We start from the raw sequence: 15,371 nt of genomic DNA on the forward strand, positions 1-15,371 counted from the left end.
ACCGCAACTACTACCACTAACTCAACTACCACAACAACTAGCACCAGTAAGGAAGTATGGGGTGGTTAAGTTTACATTAATGCATTGAAAAACATGGCTAATTTAAAAGTATATGTCTTATAAGTAAACATACTTTAAGTTTATTAAAACACGAATACCGTGCCTTCCTCAACCTCCGCTAGGAATGTCTCCGCCCCAGCTATTGCATCAACAATGTCTAATAAATCTTCCTTCTTAATATTATACATTTGGGCGGCCAGGGGGCATGCGTAGATTTTAAGATTGTCACCATACTCCTTCTTAAGCTCAGCCAGCATTTCATGCCAGTTCTTAAAGGAACCAGACTTAATGGCGCCATTAACGTTCTTTAAAAATACTTCAACGTAACCCCTATATTGCTCAGGGAATATTGACCAATCGTCAGGCCTCTCACTACTCCATACTTTACCCGCCACGTCCTTCCTGAAGGCTACTAAACCCTCATTAACCAGGTGGAGGACCACTTTCCTGCCTGAGGCTAAGGCGGCAGCCGCATAGACAACCACGCAGCATATTCTATTAGCCGCCCCACTCTGAACAACCATACCCACTACTTTACTGCCCATAACACCCCTTTGCATTCTTAATTTATATATGATCATCAATTAGTTATTTTTTACATAAGTGAGTATATTATGCAATAAGTGAAATAGGTATTAAGAATCCATTAACCACGCAGTTATGAGCAATGAAAATGAAGTCACAGTAGACGCAAGGGGAAAGGTATGCCCGGTTCCAGTTCTTGAAACCGCTAAGGCTGCTAGATTAGCTAAGCCTGGTCAGGTTATTAAGGTGATTGCCACTGATCCCGCAGCTAAGCAGGATTTAGTGAATTGGGCTAGGGTAACTAATAATGAGTTACTTAGTGTGGAGGAGAATAATGATGCTGTAGTTGTTAGAATAAGGGTTAAGGGCAAGTTATGATGTGGTTATTACCCGCCTTACGTAGTTTAAAATATGTTAGGTATTGATAATGCCTGTGCCTTAGCCTTCTTAGCCGTACCAGTAACCCTAATTGTAATCGCATAATCTATACTTATCATTGCTGCCCTAAACCATTTAATGCAATTTGTGGGTACTTTAACTACAATCCTATTAGCATAAATGAACATTGGAAGCGCATAGCACCTATTCGAATCCCAGTTAATTCCGGCAATCCCCCTAGTCTTAATCACCAGTTCCCTATAGACCTGTGGTAAAGCATCCCTACTCCTCGCCTCAATTATCATGTACCTGGGCATAATTACCTCCTCTTAACCACCATCAACCCTAGCTTGCTTAACTCCTTTTCAACCATTGTTCTTGATTCTGCGTTAAGCGATTTCCAGTGTATTATACCTAGTTTTGGTTTAACTGTGTTGCGCTCAACAGCCATCCTAATAATCATTGGTGTGGGGTTAACGTACTTAGGTACCATGTGCCCTACATCATATTCACCATTAATTATGTGGCTTGTCAACGTAGCGTAATGTAGGTCACCTATCGATACGGCAACATCCTTACCATCATTAATGTACCTATTAGTGTCATTAAGGAAATCAAAAATAAGCGACGCTAAAAACTCCTGAGCCTTAGGATTCCTCCACTCATTACTGGTGGAGCCAATCTCTACGAATACTGCTGGCTTATCAACAAAGGGACCATGGTGAGTTGCCTCAAGGGTTGCTGAATAGCCGCTTAATTCACCAATTCTCCTATACGCTTCCCTAAATAAATTTGAAAGTACCCTTGGTTCACTGACCGCTACAAGGCCTGGTTTACCACCTAACTCAACGTCACTAGTCCAATTACCTGGGGTGTGGAAGGTTATCAGTGGCTTAGGATTCCTCATCTCATGCCTACTTAGAAATAGCAATACATCTATGTTATTGGCCTTAGCCCATTCGTCAGCCTCATCAATGTAAACTATGTCCTTGGTTGAAACTAGGGCTAAGGCTAGGTCTGAGGTATATTCGTTAGCCTTGACTTCCTTAAACTTAATCATATTCCTAAGCATACCCCAAATACCCATAGAGGCTTCATCAATCTTAGATACAATTAGCCCAATCTTCATTACACTAGGCATAACCTTGAAGTTATTAAACCATTTCCTATAATGCTTGGTTATTTTCATCCATTTAAGCATGCGGATTAGGCATTCACCTCCTCATGATTGATTGGGATGAGAACCTATACAGGATTAAAGTAAAAGCAAGTTTAGTCAAAATAAGAGCCCCCTAAATCTAGTGAACCGCATATTAGAAGTAATGATATGGTCTTCCACTGAACTCCAACAGATTATATACTCAAATTACCAAGAAGTCACCCTGAGACTAAGAATTACGATGAATTAATTAAGGAAGCTAATACTGGGCTGTTCTTCAATTGAATAAATGCTTCTTTTAATAACTTAATATAAATGCATGTGATTAGCCATTGTGAATTTTACTAAGTAGCTAACTGAAGCATTAATAGTAGGTGTAGTAGGCTCAATAATGGGTGTTTCACTCTTAATCGTCTTAACCCACGTAATGCACGCATCATCGTTATTTAGCACTAGTTCAGGGGCAAGGTTCGGGGTGGCGGATTCAGGGGTGTAAATACCGGGTTGCGTTAGCATCCTCGCCCTCCTCATTAGTAGGCATAAGCCTACCAATACCCATAACCTTAACCACACCCTACATAGCGTTATTATTCATTGTTACATTAGCAACCAATGTCATTGCAGCCCTAATACCAGCCATAAGGACAACTAAGATACCACCAGCTCAGACGCTTAGGTACGAATAGTTTAAAATAAAGCTTATAAAACGGTTAAGTAAAGCGGGCATTAAAGCCCCGGTCGTTCAGCCTGGTCTAGGATGCGGGCCTGTCGAGCCCGAGACCCGGGTTCAAATCCCGGCCGGGGCGCCAGAAGCTCATTCCTTCCAGTCATGATTCACCGGCCTCTCCTCTGCCTTAAAGGGTGGTTACCCTTATGGTCTACGGAAAATGATGATAGTCTACAAACCAACAAACTAAGCTTAACCTAAAATCCAGGTTCAAGCTGAAGCACATGGTGAAGGTATTCTCCATACTAATCTCTAAGATGCACCTTTACTTTAACGCTTTCTTAACTTCCACAATCATTTTCTCCACATCCTCAATCATTTGGCTTACTGAATTTACATCCAGTTTACCCTCATGGAAACCCCACGCGTGTAGGGCATAGGCTGAATTCCATCCTACCCTAACCCAATCGCCAAGCCTTATTGAGAGCTTTGATACTGCGTTAAATAGGTTGTAAATGTACCATCTCCCCTCCTTCATGGCCTGCTGATATTCAGGTAAGTTAAATTCTTCGGCAAGCGCCTTCACAGCCTCCTCAGCAGCCTTATACGCCTTCTCAGAGGCTTGAGTTAGATCACCCTTAGCTAAATACTCCTTAGCCTCGTTAAGCATCTTTTCAGCTAACGTAATCCTTAACCTAATACCCTCAGATGGGTCTCTGAGATATAGTTGGTTCAGTATTAAGTCAATAACATCAATCCCAGCCCTCTCAGCAGCATCAAGTACCTCCTTAGGAACCTCCACAGGGAAATAAATATCTAAGTGCTTATAAATGCTTACCTTAATTAAATTCACACTTTACTAATGCTGCATAAGTTTAACCTCTTCCTTGTCCTTAATGGGCAAGGATTTCCTGGAGACCTTGGTTAGGCTACATTACCTTTGATGAGTGCTACTTGACACAAACGAAACGACAAGCCTCGCCTCTTCTGGGGGTTGGGTTTTTAGGTTCTGGTTGGTTTTGGGTGTGGGGATGCTTGTAATGGGCTTTGGAGTGCCTATGTGTCCCCACACCCTTACCACATATCCCCGAGTCTCATGCAGAGGCTTGGGGCAACTCCCAGTGAGGGGTAGGGGTAATGGGCCTAAGGCCAAGCCAGTGGCCCACCGCTGGATGAAGACGGTAAACCACAAACCAATAAACCACCCAAAGAAAAACCCCACCCTTCCAGGACAGGGAGGAGGTCAGTGCTCTGTTGACCAAACTTTAATGAAGATAGAGAGTTGGATTAACTACTACCTGCCCTAAAAGGTAAGGCTTACTGTCATTTTATAACATGGTATCATGGGTAATTGCTGATGCATGATTTAAATACATTTGTAGAGTTACCTTATTAATTTATGATGAGTTAGGAACCTCGCTGAGGGGTGAGGAGGGAGACCGCGCCTGACCGCGTAATCTTTATAAACTGCTTATTGGTAGCCAATAAATTATGAATAGGAACAGTGAATTAAGGAGGGTGCATTACCTATTATTCGCGAGCTTCGCCTTAGGCTTCCTAATATGGGGTTTTATATCAACTAGTGGTGTAATGACAATAGCCTACTTTAAGGACTACATACCTAAGTGGCTCCTACCCGCATCAGTAATCTTGGGTTACATATTCCTAGTGCTTGGTGACTCGGTAATGGGTTTCATAACGGACAGGATTGGTAGGAAGAGGGTGTTCATATACACTATGAGCCTTTACACAGTTGGATTACTGGGTATGGCTGCATCACTCTACGTTAAGCAGGTTGCTAATCCTCTGGTAGCCTTCATAGTCTTCATGGTTTCCTATGCCCTAGCCGAATTCGGAGTGGGTGGTGAGGAGCCGCCGGCATTAGCCGCAACCTCAGAGCTTATGCCAAGCAGCAGTAGAGGCATGATGCTGGTTCTTACACCTAACTTCGATAATGTTGGTGCAGCCTTAGCTGCGGCAATACTTTATGCGGCATTAGTCTATACAGGTTCAGCCAGCGTATCATCAATATACACTATGATTGGTTCAGCCCTAATAGTAGTGCTAGTGACCCTGCTAGTTAGGCTACGTATACCTGAATCAGTAAAGTGGCTTGAATCCAGGGGTAGGGTTAATGAGGCTGTTGAGGTGGCTAAGCGGGAGGGGCTTGAATATGCATTAAGCGTAGATAATTCAGTAATACAGGTTAGAGCTCCACCTGCTTGGTTTAGGGCTTTATTCCTCTCAATAATAGGATTCACACAAATAACAACGTACGGCTTAATGGCGTTCACTATAGTTTACCTACCATCATTACCCTTCAGTAGTAACTATAGTCTACAATCATTGGTAATACTGTTGGCTAATCTAGGTGCTGCCTTGGCGGGCTTAGTGGGTTTAGTGATAGATAAGGTTAGTAGGAGATCATTCACGCTTTTCTCATATCTAGGCGGCTTAGTCACCATGATCCCCATATTCTTAATATACGCGGCCCTCAACACGCCGTTAAGAGCATCATTATTGATATTCTACACTTTACTCTTCTTAAACATGGCCTTCAGTGAATTTGAATGGGCTGTTAGGACCATGCTTGAGCCTGAATTATTCCCGACTAGGGTTAGGGGGACTTGGATTGGTGTAATTAGGTTAATATCCTACGGGGTATTCATAGTACTGAGCTACTACCTATTAAGCACGTTGAACACGTATCAATACCTCCTCACTAACCTAATACTGTATGCAATAGGAGCTGCGGCGGCAGTGGCCTGGTTCATCTATGGTATTGAAACTAGGGGTATTTCAATAGGTGTCTTGGATAACATGATGAGTAAGTGAACTTATAAGACCATTAATTAGCCTTAAGCCTTAATATTAAACTCCAGTGATCTACTGTTATTAACTATACCATGGGTTAGGACTTTACCATTGAGTAGTGATTCGCATAAGGCCTCAATCTCAGATAATGCATTAAGCAGTACATTATCATTCACGTTCTTTATGCCGGCCACTACTATTAATACGTCGCTTGTGAATTCATCAACCTTAGTTAATTCTGAGTCCCTATATGGGTAAACGTGAAGTATCCTACCATCATTAGTTGCTAACACTATTTGATTCCTAGATAACTCCATTTTAGGTGACCCAAGGGGTGTGAATAATTCACCATCAGCAGCCCTCCTCAACACAATATATTCAACCTGCCCAATCCTCCTAAGGTCATATAAGCCAATTGGAACCTTATACTTAACACTAGCTACATTACCTATGTCAACAAGTGGATTAATCCTTGGCAAACCATCACCCTTAAGTATTCTTCTAATTAACGCCTCCTGGGCGGGCCTCTGCTTAGTGGGATCTATGCCAAGTCTCCAGTAGAAGTTCCTGTAAAGCCTTATTAACTCATCATCCTTCAAGGATTCAATGCTCATTGACCCCTTCACGTTAGCCTCCACATCACTAATTATTTTACTTAACTCAGGGGGATTAACCCTATTATTAACGCCCACAACTACGCCAACAGCCATTGAAAGCTCCAGATCGCTGAGTGAACTATGTATGAATATGCGCATACTAGTATTACTTCCTATGGCTTAAAAACGCTTCTCGAAATCTAGTAATCTCAATTATCGTGGGTTACATGATGTTAGTTAACAATGGTTAAACTAAGGCACCTTACTCAAACTCTATTGTGGCCGGTGGCTTAGGGGTTACATCGAATCCAACAGCATTAATTAGCTTATTACTCATTAATTCATCAGCTATACTACTTAGTAATGATTCACTAAGCATGGGTACATTAGCTGTCATGTAGTCATCAGTCACCACTGCCCTTATTGCAGCAAAGTACCCACCACTAGCCCCCTTGCTGGCTAATTCGTAAATCACATGAGTTACATTGGTGCCGTAGGTTAACCTACTGTATAGATTAAAGGCATCACTCCAGCTACTCAACTTACCCCTAACTAACGCAACGCTACCGTACTCCCTTGAATCACCCTTAACGCCAGTACCCTTAATACTAAATACGTCCACTGTTAAGCTACCCAAGTCCTTAATCCTCTTGCTTAACTCCTCACTAGTAGTCCTATTATCCTCCCAGACTGCCGCGAACCATTGGCTTAAGCCCAAGCCACTGAGCCTCTCCTCAACTATCCTCGTTGACCACCTAGTAACCTCAAGCTTCTCCATGGTTAACCTACCCACTGCCCTTATGCTTAAGCCTGGGCCAGGGAAAGGTTGCCTCTCGGTTACTGCACTCGGTATCTTAAGGAATCTCGCAAGTACCCTGACCTGATCCTTATAAAGATCCTTAAGTGGCTCCAGTAACTTGAAGCCGTAAACCTTATCAGTTTCAATACCCAACTGGGCGAGGACATTATGCTGGGTCTTTATGCCGCCTGTAGTCTCTATCCAATCAGGGGCTATTGTACCTTGAATAACCCAGTCACAGTCATTATCCTTAACCACCCTTGATAATACGTTATAGAATGTACTCCTAAATGTGAGCCTCTTCTCCTCTGCATCACTCATGTTGATCATTGCCCTGTAAAACTCCTCTTTAACGTCAATAAGCCTTATCGGTAGTAGACCAGTTAGGCTATTAATTATTTCACTGGTTTCGTTAAGTCTCATGAATCCTGTGTCAAACAATACTGGGATTAACTTATCACCGAGGGCTAACCTAGCGACCACAGCGCTTGTGGTACTATCTACGCCACCGCTCACTGCAGCAACTGCACATTTTACATTAAGTTTCCTTATTTCCCCCGTAATGACCCTTATAAACTCTTCTGGGGTGAACACAAGCCTATTTTGCTTGCTGTGATTTAAATGTTGCGTGTTCTTAACGCTGTATTTTTCAAATTATTTGATTGAATAATGCAACGCCTTATTAAGGACTATTATGAGCATAACTTGGCGAAGTTCCTTAGGATAACATCACCGAACTCCGTGTGTTTAACCTCAGGGTGGAATTGAACACTATACCTACTTATCCTTGGATTAGCCATGGCTTGAACTCTAACTGTACTGCTGTGGGCAAGCACCATGAAACCACTGGGTTCCTTATCAACACTTATGTTGTGGCTTTCCCAGGCAGTGAACTCTACACCCACACCCTTCAGTATAGTATCCTCATCATCAACATGTATCCTCACACCCCCAAACTCAGGTGTCTTACTGCCTAATACGCCACCGAACTCATACGCAATTAACTGATGGCCTAGGCATATGCCTAATACTGGTCCTGGGAATTCTAGGACGTATTGAGGCGCATTACCTAACTTAGGTATATCAGCTGGAATGTTCCATGACCCGCCGCTGATTATTAGGCAATTGAGTTCCCTTGAAAGGACTTGGATTGGCTCATTGGGGTTAATGAACTTTGCTTGAAAGCCCGAATCCTCTAGCCTACGTTTAATTAAGTGATTATATTGGCCACCAAAGTTAACGACACCTATGATGCCCATTTTAACACTAACATCATCAATTAGGAATTTAAATTTAACGCTGTGTTGAGGCAATGGGTTATGGGGTGACCTTCTCCTTAACCATTGATAATACCTGCTCAGGCCTATTGTAGTATAGTTCCACCATTCTCGCAACATTATTGAACTCCTTAATACCGTTGTCAATCATCCACCTGACTATGGAAGCCCTAATCCTAATATCCTCAATTACATCGCTTGGCTTAACACCCCTCTCCTCAGCAATATCCCTAACTAGAATACTCTTATCAAGGTATGATTCATGCTTATCAAGTACGGGGTTCCACCTGAATACGGTTATGAACTTGATATCTCCGTTATCCAGTATGGGTTCGCCGATTTCAATAACCCTCCTCACAACCCTCTCACGCCCATCCTTAATCATCCTTATCCTCCTAATCATTACGAATATGTTCATTGACGGTATGTAGGCTGCAGGTATATTCATTGGTGGACTCATCAACCTGTTCTTAGCAGCATCAAAGTTCTCAGCGTGCATTGTTGATATGCCACCGTGGCCCGTGGAGACCGCTTGGAAAAGCACGTAGGCCTCCTCACCCCTAACCTCACCAACTATTAGGTAGTCGGGCCTCATCCTTAAGGTTGCCTTAACTAGGTCAAACATTGTTATTTCAGAGGTCTTCTGGGGACCGAAGGAGAGCCTTGGAACCAGCCTAATCCAATTCTGGTGGGGTAATTTTACCTCAGGTACTTCCTCAACAGTTATTATCTTCATGTTGGGTCTAATGAAGGTTGCCATAGCGTTCAGGAACGTTGTCTTACCAGCACCAGTCACTCCCACCACCATGAATGACTTATGGTAATCCATCATTGTCCAGAAGTAACCAGCTATCTCAGGGTTAATCATACCGTTAGCGACTAATTCAGTGAACGTGAATGGGCTTGACCTGAACTTCCTTATGGTGAAAGTTGAACCACTGGGTGAAACCTCACGCCTATAGGTTACTGCAATCCTTGAACCATCTGGAAGCTGAGCATCGACTATTGGTGTTGCAACTGACACATGCCTATCAGCCATGTGTATTAACTTAACAACTAAGTCATCAATAGCCTCATCACTTAAAGGCACTATGTTAGTGGGTATGCTCTCGTAATCCTTATGGTAAACATATATTGGCTTCCCAACCCCATCAGCTGAAATATCCTCAATATTTTCATCCCTCATAAGTGGGTCAATTGGGCCGAAGCCCAATAAGTCACGTTCAAGATAGTAGGCTAACGTTGACTGAGCACTGAGGGAGAGCTTAAGGTACCTCCTATACTTACGTATTAGTTCCCTAACCTTATTAGCTAAGAACTGCCTAACGGAGTTCGCGTCACCTATCTTCTCAGGTGGTGGTAATTCACTCATTATTATTCTAAGTAAGTCACCGTAAACTCTCTTCTCACTTGTCGTTAATGTAACCTCATCAACATAGTACATTATTGAACCAGTCTCAGTGTTCTCCATTATGTTAACGTAGGCGTAAGGCTCATTAACAGGGTACCTTTCAATTAACCTATACTGCCCCTTAATGTCGATCATTCTCTCAAAACCTAAACTAACACTAGACATACGGCATCTAATATCCTATAGAGGAGTATTAATATTTTACTACTATATACAGCTTCACCCAGCATGACCTCTTAGTTAACTCTTAATCCAGAACCATAAAATTATGAATAAGTAATAATTAAGCCAAGCCTAATATTCATGCAGAGGGTAATTTTATTAACCGAGCCTAAGTGAAGGCAATGAATATAAAATGCCCGGGGAAGGTGTTAAGGTTAGGTTACTTGCAGTATTGTCATCAGCAACATCATTATTAGCTAACCTAGTATTCTCCCTATTGGTGACTAGGAAACTTGCAACTTTTTCCTTAGGTGTACTTAATGTAGTTAATGGGGCTGTTATAATGGGGCTCATAATTCAAACAATAGTATCATTCATGGCAACTAGGGTTACGGCTAGGGATGGTAAGCCAAGCGTGTATATGTTTGCCTTATACTTAATATCAGGCTTACTAGGCTCCATAATAGCGTTACTCTACATTACTGGGGTTTCCTGGAGGTTTAGGCAAATTTACATTGAAGTATCCTACCTGACAATAGCATCAACCTTCGCTAGTTACCTACAGGGTTATGCAACTAGCGTACTAACCGTTATTGATAGGGTTAGGCTTCAGGGCATGGGTATAGTTACCTCAATTACTAAGTTGCTCTTGATAATTTACATAATGTACAGTGGATGGAGCCTATTCTCCGTCCTAGTATCTTCAATAATAATAACATTATCTGCAGTAGCCTATGGCTTAACCACAGTATTAACGAAATTAAGCCGTGTTGGGTCACTGGGCAGGTACTTTAAGGAGACTTTTGCCGCTTCATGGGTACCGTTGATTGGTTATGGTGCGGGAAACTTAAGGAGCATGGATTCAATGATAATAGGCTACGTGGGTGGCATTTTGGATAATGCAATGTGGCAGGTACTTAACGTTCAAGGTAAGGCACTTGGGTTAGCAACAGGCATAATTAATGTGACTTACGGTGAATTACTAAGCGGTAAGGATCTTGAGAGGAGGTTCTACATTGACCTACTGATCTTACTTAACGTAACCATTATGGTGGCGCTCTTTCTAGTGTTTTATGAACCATACATTGTGTACTTCCTGAGACCCCAGGACTACTCATTCATACAGTACTTAAGGATCCCTGTTATTCTACTAACGATCTCAACTATCGCCTCAATAATTAACCAATACTACTCATGGATCATGCAGGGTATAGATAGGGTTGACTTCAATGGTGAAGTCACATTTAAGACATATGTAGGTAGCTTAGTCTTTCACGCCCACTTCGCTGAATTCATACTAACCGTAGTTTACATCGCATCAATATACCCTCTAATAATCCTTTCAGAGATAATTAGGTTGCCGTCTCCGGTAATAAGTGGCGTACTATTAGCATCAATACTGGCAACGCTTACTAGCTTAACATACAGGTTTATTCACCTTGAGGCAAGGCGTAGGCTTAAAGTACCTGTGAAATCCATTATTCTCGACATAGTGACCCCTTCACTCTTAACAGCCTTAGTAACATACATGGAGTCCACTGTAATGCTTACAACATATCCACCTGTTAAGGGCGCAGTAGGGGAATTGATTAGAATAACTATTGGCGCGGTTTTAACCGCGGTAACATACTTAGCAGTATCATTGACAGTGTCAAGTAATATTAGGCGCCTATTCATGAATTTAGTGACATACGTCGTTAAGTCAGGCTTAAGCATAATTAACCGCACAGGATCCAGTGGCTAATTACTTAACTCAATTCTTCTTAACGCTTAATGATAAGGATTGTGTGTTTTAGAGGAAAGCTTTTTAAGTTGCTTAAAAAGCTTTAAAAGGATTAGGATGCCGAAGGAACCCGTATACAGAATTGAGAATATAGTGGCAACCGTGAACCTGGGTGTTGACCTGGATCTAGAGAGACTTGCGGAAGTATTACCTGCAGCTGAGTATAATCCTGACCAATTCCCCGGCTTAATACTTAGGTTTCAGAGGCCTAAGATCTCGGCGTTAATATTCAGGACAGGCAAAATGGTTTGCACTGGGGCTAAGAGTGAGGAGGAGTTGAAGAGGGCTGTTAAGTACCTTGTTAAGACCCTCAACCAACGTGGTGCGCAGATACAGAATGACTCAGATATTCAAGTTCAAAACATTGTTGCCTCAGGTAATCTACATGCTGAGGTTAATATTGAGAAGGCTGCGTTACTCCTTGAGAACTCAATGTATGAGCCCGAACAGTTCCCGGGATTAATATATAGGATGAGTGACCCTAAGGTGGTCATATTAGTGTTCAGTTCAGGTAAGATAGTTTGCACTGGGGCTAAGAAGGAGACTGACGTCGCTGTGGCTGTCCGTAAACTGTACGATAAGTTAAAGGAGATTAACGCACTATACGTTATTGAGGAGGAGTCTGCATATGAGGAAACGTAAATGATGTGCATTAAAGGAAGCATCTACGTTACGTTAAACTGGAGGGAGGCATTCAGTAGGGTATTTAATCGTAACGTAATTTATGTGGTTAATGAAACTGAGATTGATGAGGCCTACTCTGTGGTTAAGGGAAAGAACGTTCTTCTAATGGTTAACGGTTACCCAACTTCAAGCAGGTGGATTTACATTAATAAATTGATAAACGCCTCTGAGTGGGTGCTGGTTAAGTTAAGTAACCAGTCACCAGCTCTCCTTAAGGCTCTCAATGTGTCCCTGAGTCATGGTAATGTATCGTATATTGTTCAACCAAACACCTACATGATGGCCCATGAGTATATTGATGGTGAGTTCTACGTGGAGCCCATTAAGGATGAATCATCACCAATACTTCATCTGATCCTTAAGGATTCCAGGACACTTAACTTATACATACCCACGCATGGTAATATTGATAATCATTTAATCTACAGTATGCCTCTGGATAATGTTAGGAACGTGGTATTTGATGATGCTAAGGCTGCAGTTAGATTCATTACAATTAACAGCGTGTTGTGTAGTGGTGGTAAGGTGAATTGCGAATGCTCTGACCCAATTGACTGCGCCTTAAACTGCAGGAACATTGATGTTTCAGTAGATGCGTCAGTAAGTTAAGTTACCTCACATTTGGTTAATTACGAGCGGGTATCATTAGGTAAGCTTTATTAGCATCTTCCTCAGAACCGAGTAAGTGTTAGCCGCGTCTAATAAATTAGCGGGAACGCTTAAAGGCGCCGGGAGAGTAATTAGGAGCATTCTTGGTCCAGGTTGGTTGGTAATGCTTGCTGATGTTGATGCACCAAGCCTATTAACTGCAATGCAGAGTGGCTACTACTTAAGCTACTTAATGATACCTTGGTTAATACTACTAATTATACCACTCTACTTCACTCAGGAATTAACCATTAGGTTAGCGTTAGGCAGTGGTAGGGGTATTGGTGAGATTATTAAGGATAGATACGGTAAGAGGGTTGCCTTATCCTCACTACTACTAATGATGCTGATTGATGGCGCAGCATACCTAGGTGAATACGCCTCAGTGGCGGCTGTTGGCTTAACATTAGGCATACCTGTCGTTGCCTCCATATTAATCATATTAACGCTCCACACAGTCATAATACTCTTCAATGGTTCATACAGGAGAATTGAGAACATTCTCCTATCCCTATCGGCATTAATCCTAGTTTACTTAGCCGCATTCACAATAATTGGTATTAACCCCAACACCCTGTATGAGGCTACTGAACTCATGTTTAACCCAATCACGTACACTAACATTAGTTACACAGGCCTATTAGCCGCCAACATAGGTGCCGCAGTAATGCCCTGGATGCTTTACTACCAGTCATCGGCAATAGTGGATAAGGGTCTTAAACCCAACCACTACACCCATGAGAGGTTTGAGACTGCCATTGGGGCAGTAATCAGTGAGTTGCTAATGGTTGCAGGTGTCCTAATTGGGTATGAACTTAGGGTTAGGGGTGGTTCTGTTGATGGTTTCCTCAACGCGTTAAGCTCAATAAGGGTGGTAATGGGTAATTTCTGGTTTTACGCAGCTTCAGTGGGGTTAATTGCAGCAGCCACATTGGCAGTATTCGTAATAAGCATGGGCTTCGCCTACGGGTTAGGTGAGTATTTAGGCGAACCCAGTGGTTTTAGGCATAGGTTTAGGGATGCTAAGTCCTTCTACTTATTCTACCTGGTTGAAGTTGTCCCAGCCGCCCTACTGGTCTTATTGTCAAGTAATTTAGCTAAAATCATAATTGACGTAATGGTCTTCAACTCAATAGCCCTCTCAGTACCATTAATGCTGCTAATAAGGCTGACATCAGACAGTAGGTTAGTGGGTGCCTATTCGATAGGTAAGGTTAGGGCAATCATACTGTACACGGTTACTGTACTAATACTGGCGCTTGGTATCTACGCTGCCTTATCAACTTTTTAACAGCATTGAGGATTAATGGACCTAGCCCTACTTAAGATCTCATTAATAGCATTCCTAACCCTATTCTTAACCTCCTCCTCACTACTGCCTGACGCGGACACTTCAACCTCCACCGTGGGTTTATTTACCTCAATCCCCCTAGGATGACTCTTCACGTAGACTAAGCCGGCGTTAAGCCTCATCACTTCATTAACCACAGGTGCCAGGGCACTCTCCATAATACCCCTTACCACCACCGATTCCTCATAGTAGTACCTGCCTGGGACCCTTAATTGAGGAAGCACCTCATCAAGTATTGCCTCCATTTCAGCGGGTACACCTGGTAAGGTAATTATCCTCCTCCCACCATACTCAATGTAGACCCCTGGAGCCGTACCCACTGGGTTGGGTAATGGCTTAGCGCCCTTAGGCATGTAGGCCATTTTAAGCCTCTCCCTGGTTAACTCAACCCCAAGCTTATCATACTTACTCTTAACCATACTGTACGCCTCCTGGTTCAACTCAAGCTCTAGGTTGAGCGCCTTAGCCAAGGCTTCAACAGTCTTATCATCGAAGGTTGGGCCAAGGCCCCCTGTTGATACTATTAGATCAGCCTTACTTAAACCATCCCTGAAAGCCCACACTATTTCATCAATGTCATCAGGCACAACAACCATCCTGACTACATCATAACCAGCGTACGTTAGTACTCTACCAATGTGGGCTGCATTAGTGTTTATTGTCCTACCCTTAAGTATCTCATTACCTATGGTTATTACGTAAGCCTTCATAAGTTCTGTAAGCTATCAGTGGGTATTAAGGATTTTCCATGAGGCTACTTAACAAACCATAGCCAATACTCCTAGGGGTCGGACTTTCATAGGGTTTCATGATATTTCATATTAACCCTCGTCCTCATACCCCCTATTTCCTTCCCCATGCCGTCTACGGGAGCGGTAGTCAAACCACTCCCCCTCGAGGACACGGGAGTTTCATTGAGTGCCCTCCTCCCCCTCACATTGCTCATAGGCTTCACAGTGGCACCCTCCAATTCAATGTTAACGAAAAGGTTCATGAACTCTGCGGTTTATCGGAAACTATTGACAACGGCGCGAAACGCTTATTAATTGCAGGTAGG

The 15,371-nt window shown here is 42.6% G+C and carries 17 protein-coding genes and 1 tRNA gene; 7 read left to right on the forward strand and 11 right to left on the reverse strand.

Translation table 11 applies throughout. The annotated features are described in order from the left end of the window. Positions 1-143: 143 nt before the first annotated feature. Positions 144-605 carry a DsrE/DsrF/DrsH-like family protein gene (locus Q0C29_RS07950; RefSeq protein ID WP_292000129.1) on the reverse strand — a complete coding sequence of 154 codons (462 nt, stop codon included), beginning with the start codon at positions 603-605 and terminating at the stop codon, positions 144-146. Between the two features lie 115 nt (positions 606-720). Here Q0C29_RS07950 and Q0C29_RS07955 point away from each other — a divergent pair, with 115 nt between their 5' ends. Beyond that, positions 721-963 (forward strand): sulfurtransferase TusA family protein, encoded by a 243-nt coding sequence (locus Q0C29_RS07955; RefSeq protein WP_292000130.1) that lies wholly within the window; start codon positions 721-723, stop codon positions 961-963. A 26-nt stretch (positions 964-989) separates the two neighbouring features. Here Q0C29_RS07955 and Q0C29_RS07960 read toward each other — a convergent pair whose 3' ends face one another. The 3 genes from Q0C29_RS07960 to Q0C29_RS07970 all read right to left on the reverse strand — a co-directional run bounded on the left by Q0C29_RS07960 (position 990) and on the right by Q0C29_RS07970 (position 2,674). Then, positions 990-1,280: a hypothetical protein gene (locus tag Q0C29_RS07960; protein WP_292000131.1), complete on the reverse strand. Its 291-nt coding sequence runs from the start codon at positions 1,278-1,280 to the stop codon at positions 990-992. Positions 1,281-1,282: 2 nt separating this feature from the next. Next, the gene (locus Q0C29_RS07965; protein WP_292000132.1) at positions 1,283-2,092 is read right to left on the reverse strand and encodes a D-aminoacyl-tRNA deacylase; all 810 of its coding nucleotides are present in this window, start codon (positions 2,090-2,092) and stop codon (positions 1,283-1,285) included. Positions 2,093-2,428: 336 nt separating this feature from the next. Further along, positions 2,429-2,674, reverse strand: a complete 246-nt coding sequence (locus Q0C29_RS07970) for a hypothetical protein (protein ID WP_292000133.1) — start codon at positions 2,672-2,674, stop codon at positions 2,429-2,431. Positions 2,675-2,853: 179 nt separating this feature from the next. On the opposite strand from Q0C29_RS07970, the gene Q0C29_RS07975 reads away from it, so the two are divergent. Further along, positions 2,854-2,931, forward strand: a tRNA-Asp gene (locus tag Q0C29_RS07975). A 183-nt stretch (positions 2,932-3,114) separates the two neighbouring features. On the opposite strand, the gene Q0C29_RS07980 is transcribed toward Q0C29_RS07975, so the two are convergent. Continuing rightward, the gene (locus tag Q0C29_RS07980; RefSeq protein WP_292000134.1) at positions 3,115-3,591 is read right to left on the reverse strand and encodes a PaREP1 family protein; all 477 of its coding nucleotides are present in this window, start codon (positions 3,589-3,591) and stop codon (positions 3,115-3,117) included. 689 nt (positions 3,592-4,280) lie between these two features. Here Q0C29_RS07980 and Q0C29_RS07985 point away from each other — a divergent pair. Then, the gene (locus Q0C29_RS07985) at positions 4,281-5,624 is read left to right on the forward strand and encodes an MFS transporter (protein ID WP_292000135.1); all 1,344 of its coding nucleotides are present in this window, start codon (positions 4,281-4,283) and stop codon (positions 5,622-5,624) included. A gap of 23 nt (positions 5,625-5,647) precedes the next feature. Here Q0C29_RS07985 and Q0C29_RS07990 read toward each other — a convergent pair whose 3' ends face one another. The 4 genes from Q0C29_RS07990 to Q0C29_RS08005 all read right to left on the reverse strand — a co-directional run bounded on the left by Q0C29_RS07990 (position 5,648) and on the right by Q0C29_RS08005 (position 9,851). After that, positions 5,648-6,358 (reverse strand): phenylalanine--tRNA ligase beta subunit-related protein, encoded by a 711-nt coding sequence (locus Q0C29_RS07990; protein ID WP_292000136.1) that lies wholly within the window; start codon positions 6,356-6,358, stop codon positions 5,648-5,650. Positions 6,359-6,461: 103 nt separating this feature from the next. Beyond that, positions 6,462-7,592, reverse strand: coding sequence for a GMP synthase (locus tag Q0C29_RS07995; RefSeq protein ID WP_292000137.1), 1,131 nt, complete (start codon positions 7,590-7,592; stop codon positions 6,462-6,464). A 98-nt stretch (positions 7,593-7,690) separates the two neighbouring features. Then, the gene (locus Q0C29_RS08000; protein ID WP_367173658.1) at positions 7,691-8,257 is read right to left on the reverse strand and encodes a gamma-glutamyl-gamma-aminobutyrate hydrolase family protein; all 567 of its coding nucleotides are present in this window, start codon (positions 8,255-8,257) and stop codon (positions 7,691-7,693) included. 58 nt (positions 8,258-8,315) lie between these two features. Continuing rightward, positions 8,316-9,851 (reverse strand): type II/IV secretion system ATPase subunit, encoded by a 1,536-nt coding sequence (locus Q0C29_RS08005; protein ID WP_292000139.1) that lies wholly within the window; start codon positions 9,849-9,851, stop codon positions 8,316-8,318. A gap of 190 nt (positions 9,852-10,041) precedes the next feature. Between Q0C29_RS08005 and Q0C29_RS08010 the strand changes: the two genes are divergently transcribed. The 4 genes from Q0C29_RS08010 to Q0C29_RS08025 all read left to right on the forward strand — a co-directional run bounded on the left by Q0C29_RS08010 (position 10,042) and on the right by Q0C29_RS08025 (position 14,254). Beyond that, complete coding sequence (locus Q0C29_RS08010) at positions 10,042-11,592, forward strand: hypothetical protein (RefSeq protein WP_292000140.1); 1,551 nt, start codon at positions 10,042-10,044, stop codon at positions 11,590-11,592. A 96-nt stretch (positions 11,593-11,688) separates the two neighbouring features. Next, positions 11,689-12,273 carry a TATA-box-binding protein gene (locus Q0C29_RS08015; protein ID WP_292000141.1) on the forward strand — a complete coding sequence of 195 codons (585 nt, stop codon included), beginning with the start codon at positions 11,689-11,691 and terminating at the stop codon, positions 12,271-12,273. Next, positions 12,274-12,924, forward strand: coding sequence for a hypothetical protein (locus tag Q0C29_RS08020; RefSeq protein WP_292000142.1), 651 nt, complete (start codon positions 12,274-12,276; stop codon positions 12,922-12,924). A gap of 76 nt (positions 12,925-13,000) precedes the next feature. Next, positions 13,001-14,254: an NRAMP family divalent metal transporter gene (locus Q0C29_RS08025; protein WP_292000143.1), complete on the forward strand. Its 1,254-nt coding sequence runs from the start codon at positions 13,001-13,003 to the stop codon at positions 14,252-14,254. Here the strand turns inward: Q0C29_RS08025 and Q0C29_RS08030 are convergent. Both Q0C29_RS08030 and Q0C29_RS08035 read right to left on the reverse strand, forming a co-directional pair. Continuing rightward, a complete protein-coding gene (locus Q0C29_RS08030; RefSeq protein ID WP_292000144.1) occupies positions 14,251-15,024 on the reverse strand; it encodes a nicotinamide mononucleotide deamidase-related protein in 774 nt (257 codons plus the stop codon). The two genes, Q0C29_RS08025 and Q0C29_RS08030, sit on opposite strands and share 4 nt — an antisense overlap. A gap of 86 nt (positions 15,025-15,110) precedes the next feature. Then, on the reverse strand, positions 15,111-15,308 hold the full coding sequence (locus tag Q0C29_RS08035; RefSeq protein ID WP_292000145.1) for a hypothetical protein: 198 nt from the start codon (positions 15,306-15,308) through the stop codon (positions 15,111-15,113). Between the last annotated feature and the right edge of the window lie 63 nt (positions 15,309-15,371).

The sequence above is a fragment of the Caldivirga sp. genome, assembly GCF_023256255.1.
Lineage (GTDB): Archaea > Thermoproteota > Thermoprotei > Thermoproteales > Thermocladiaceae > Caldivirga.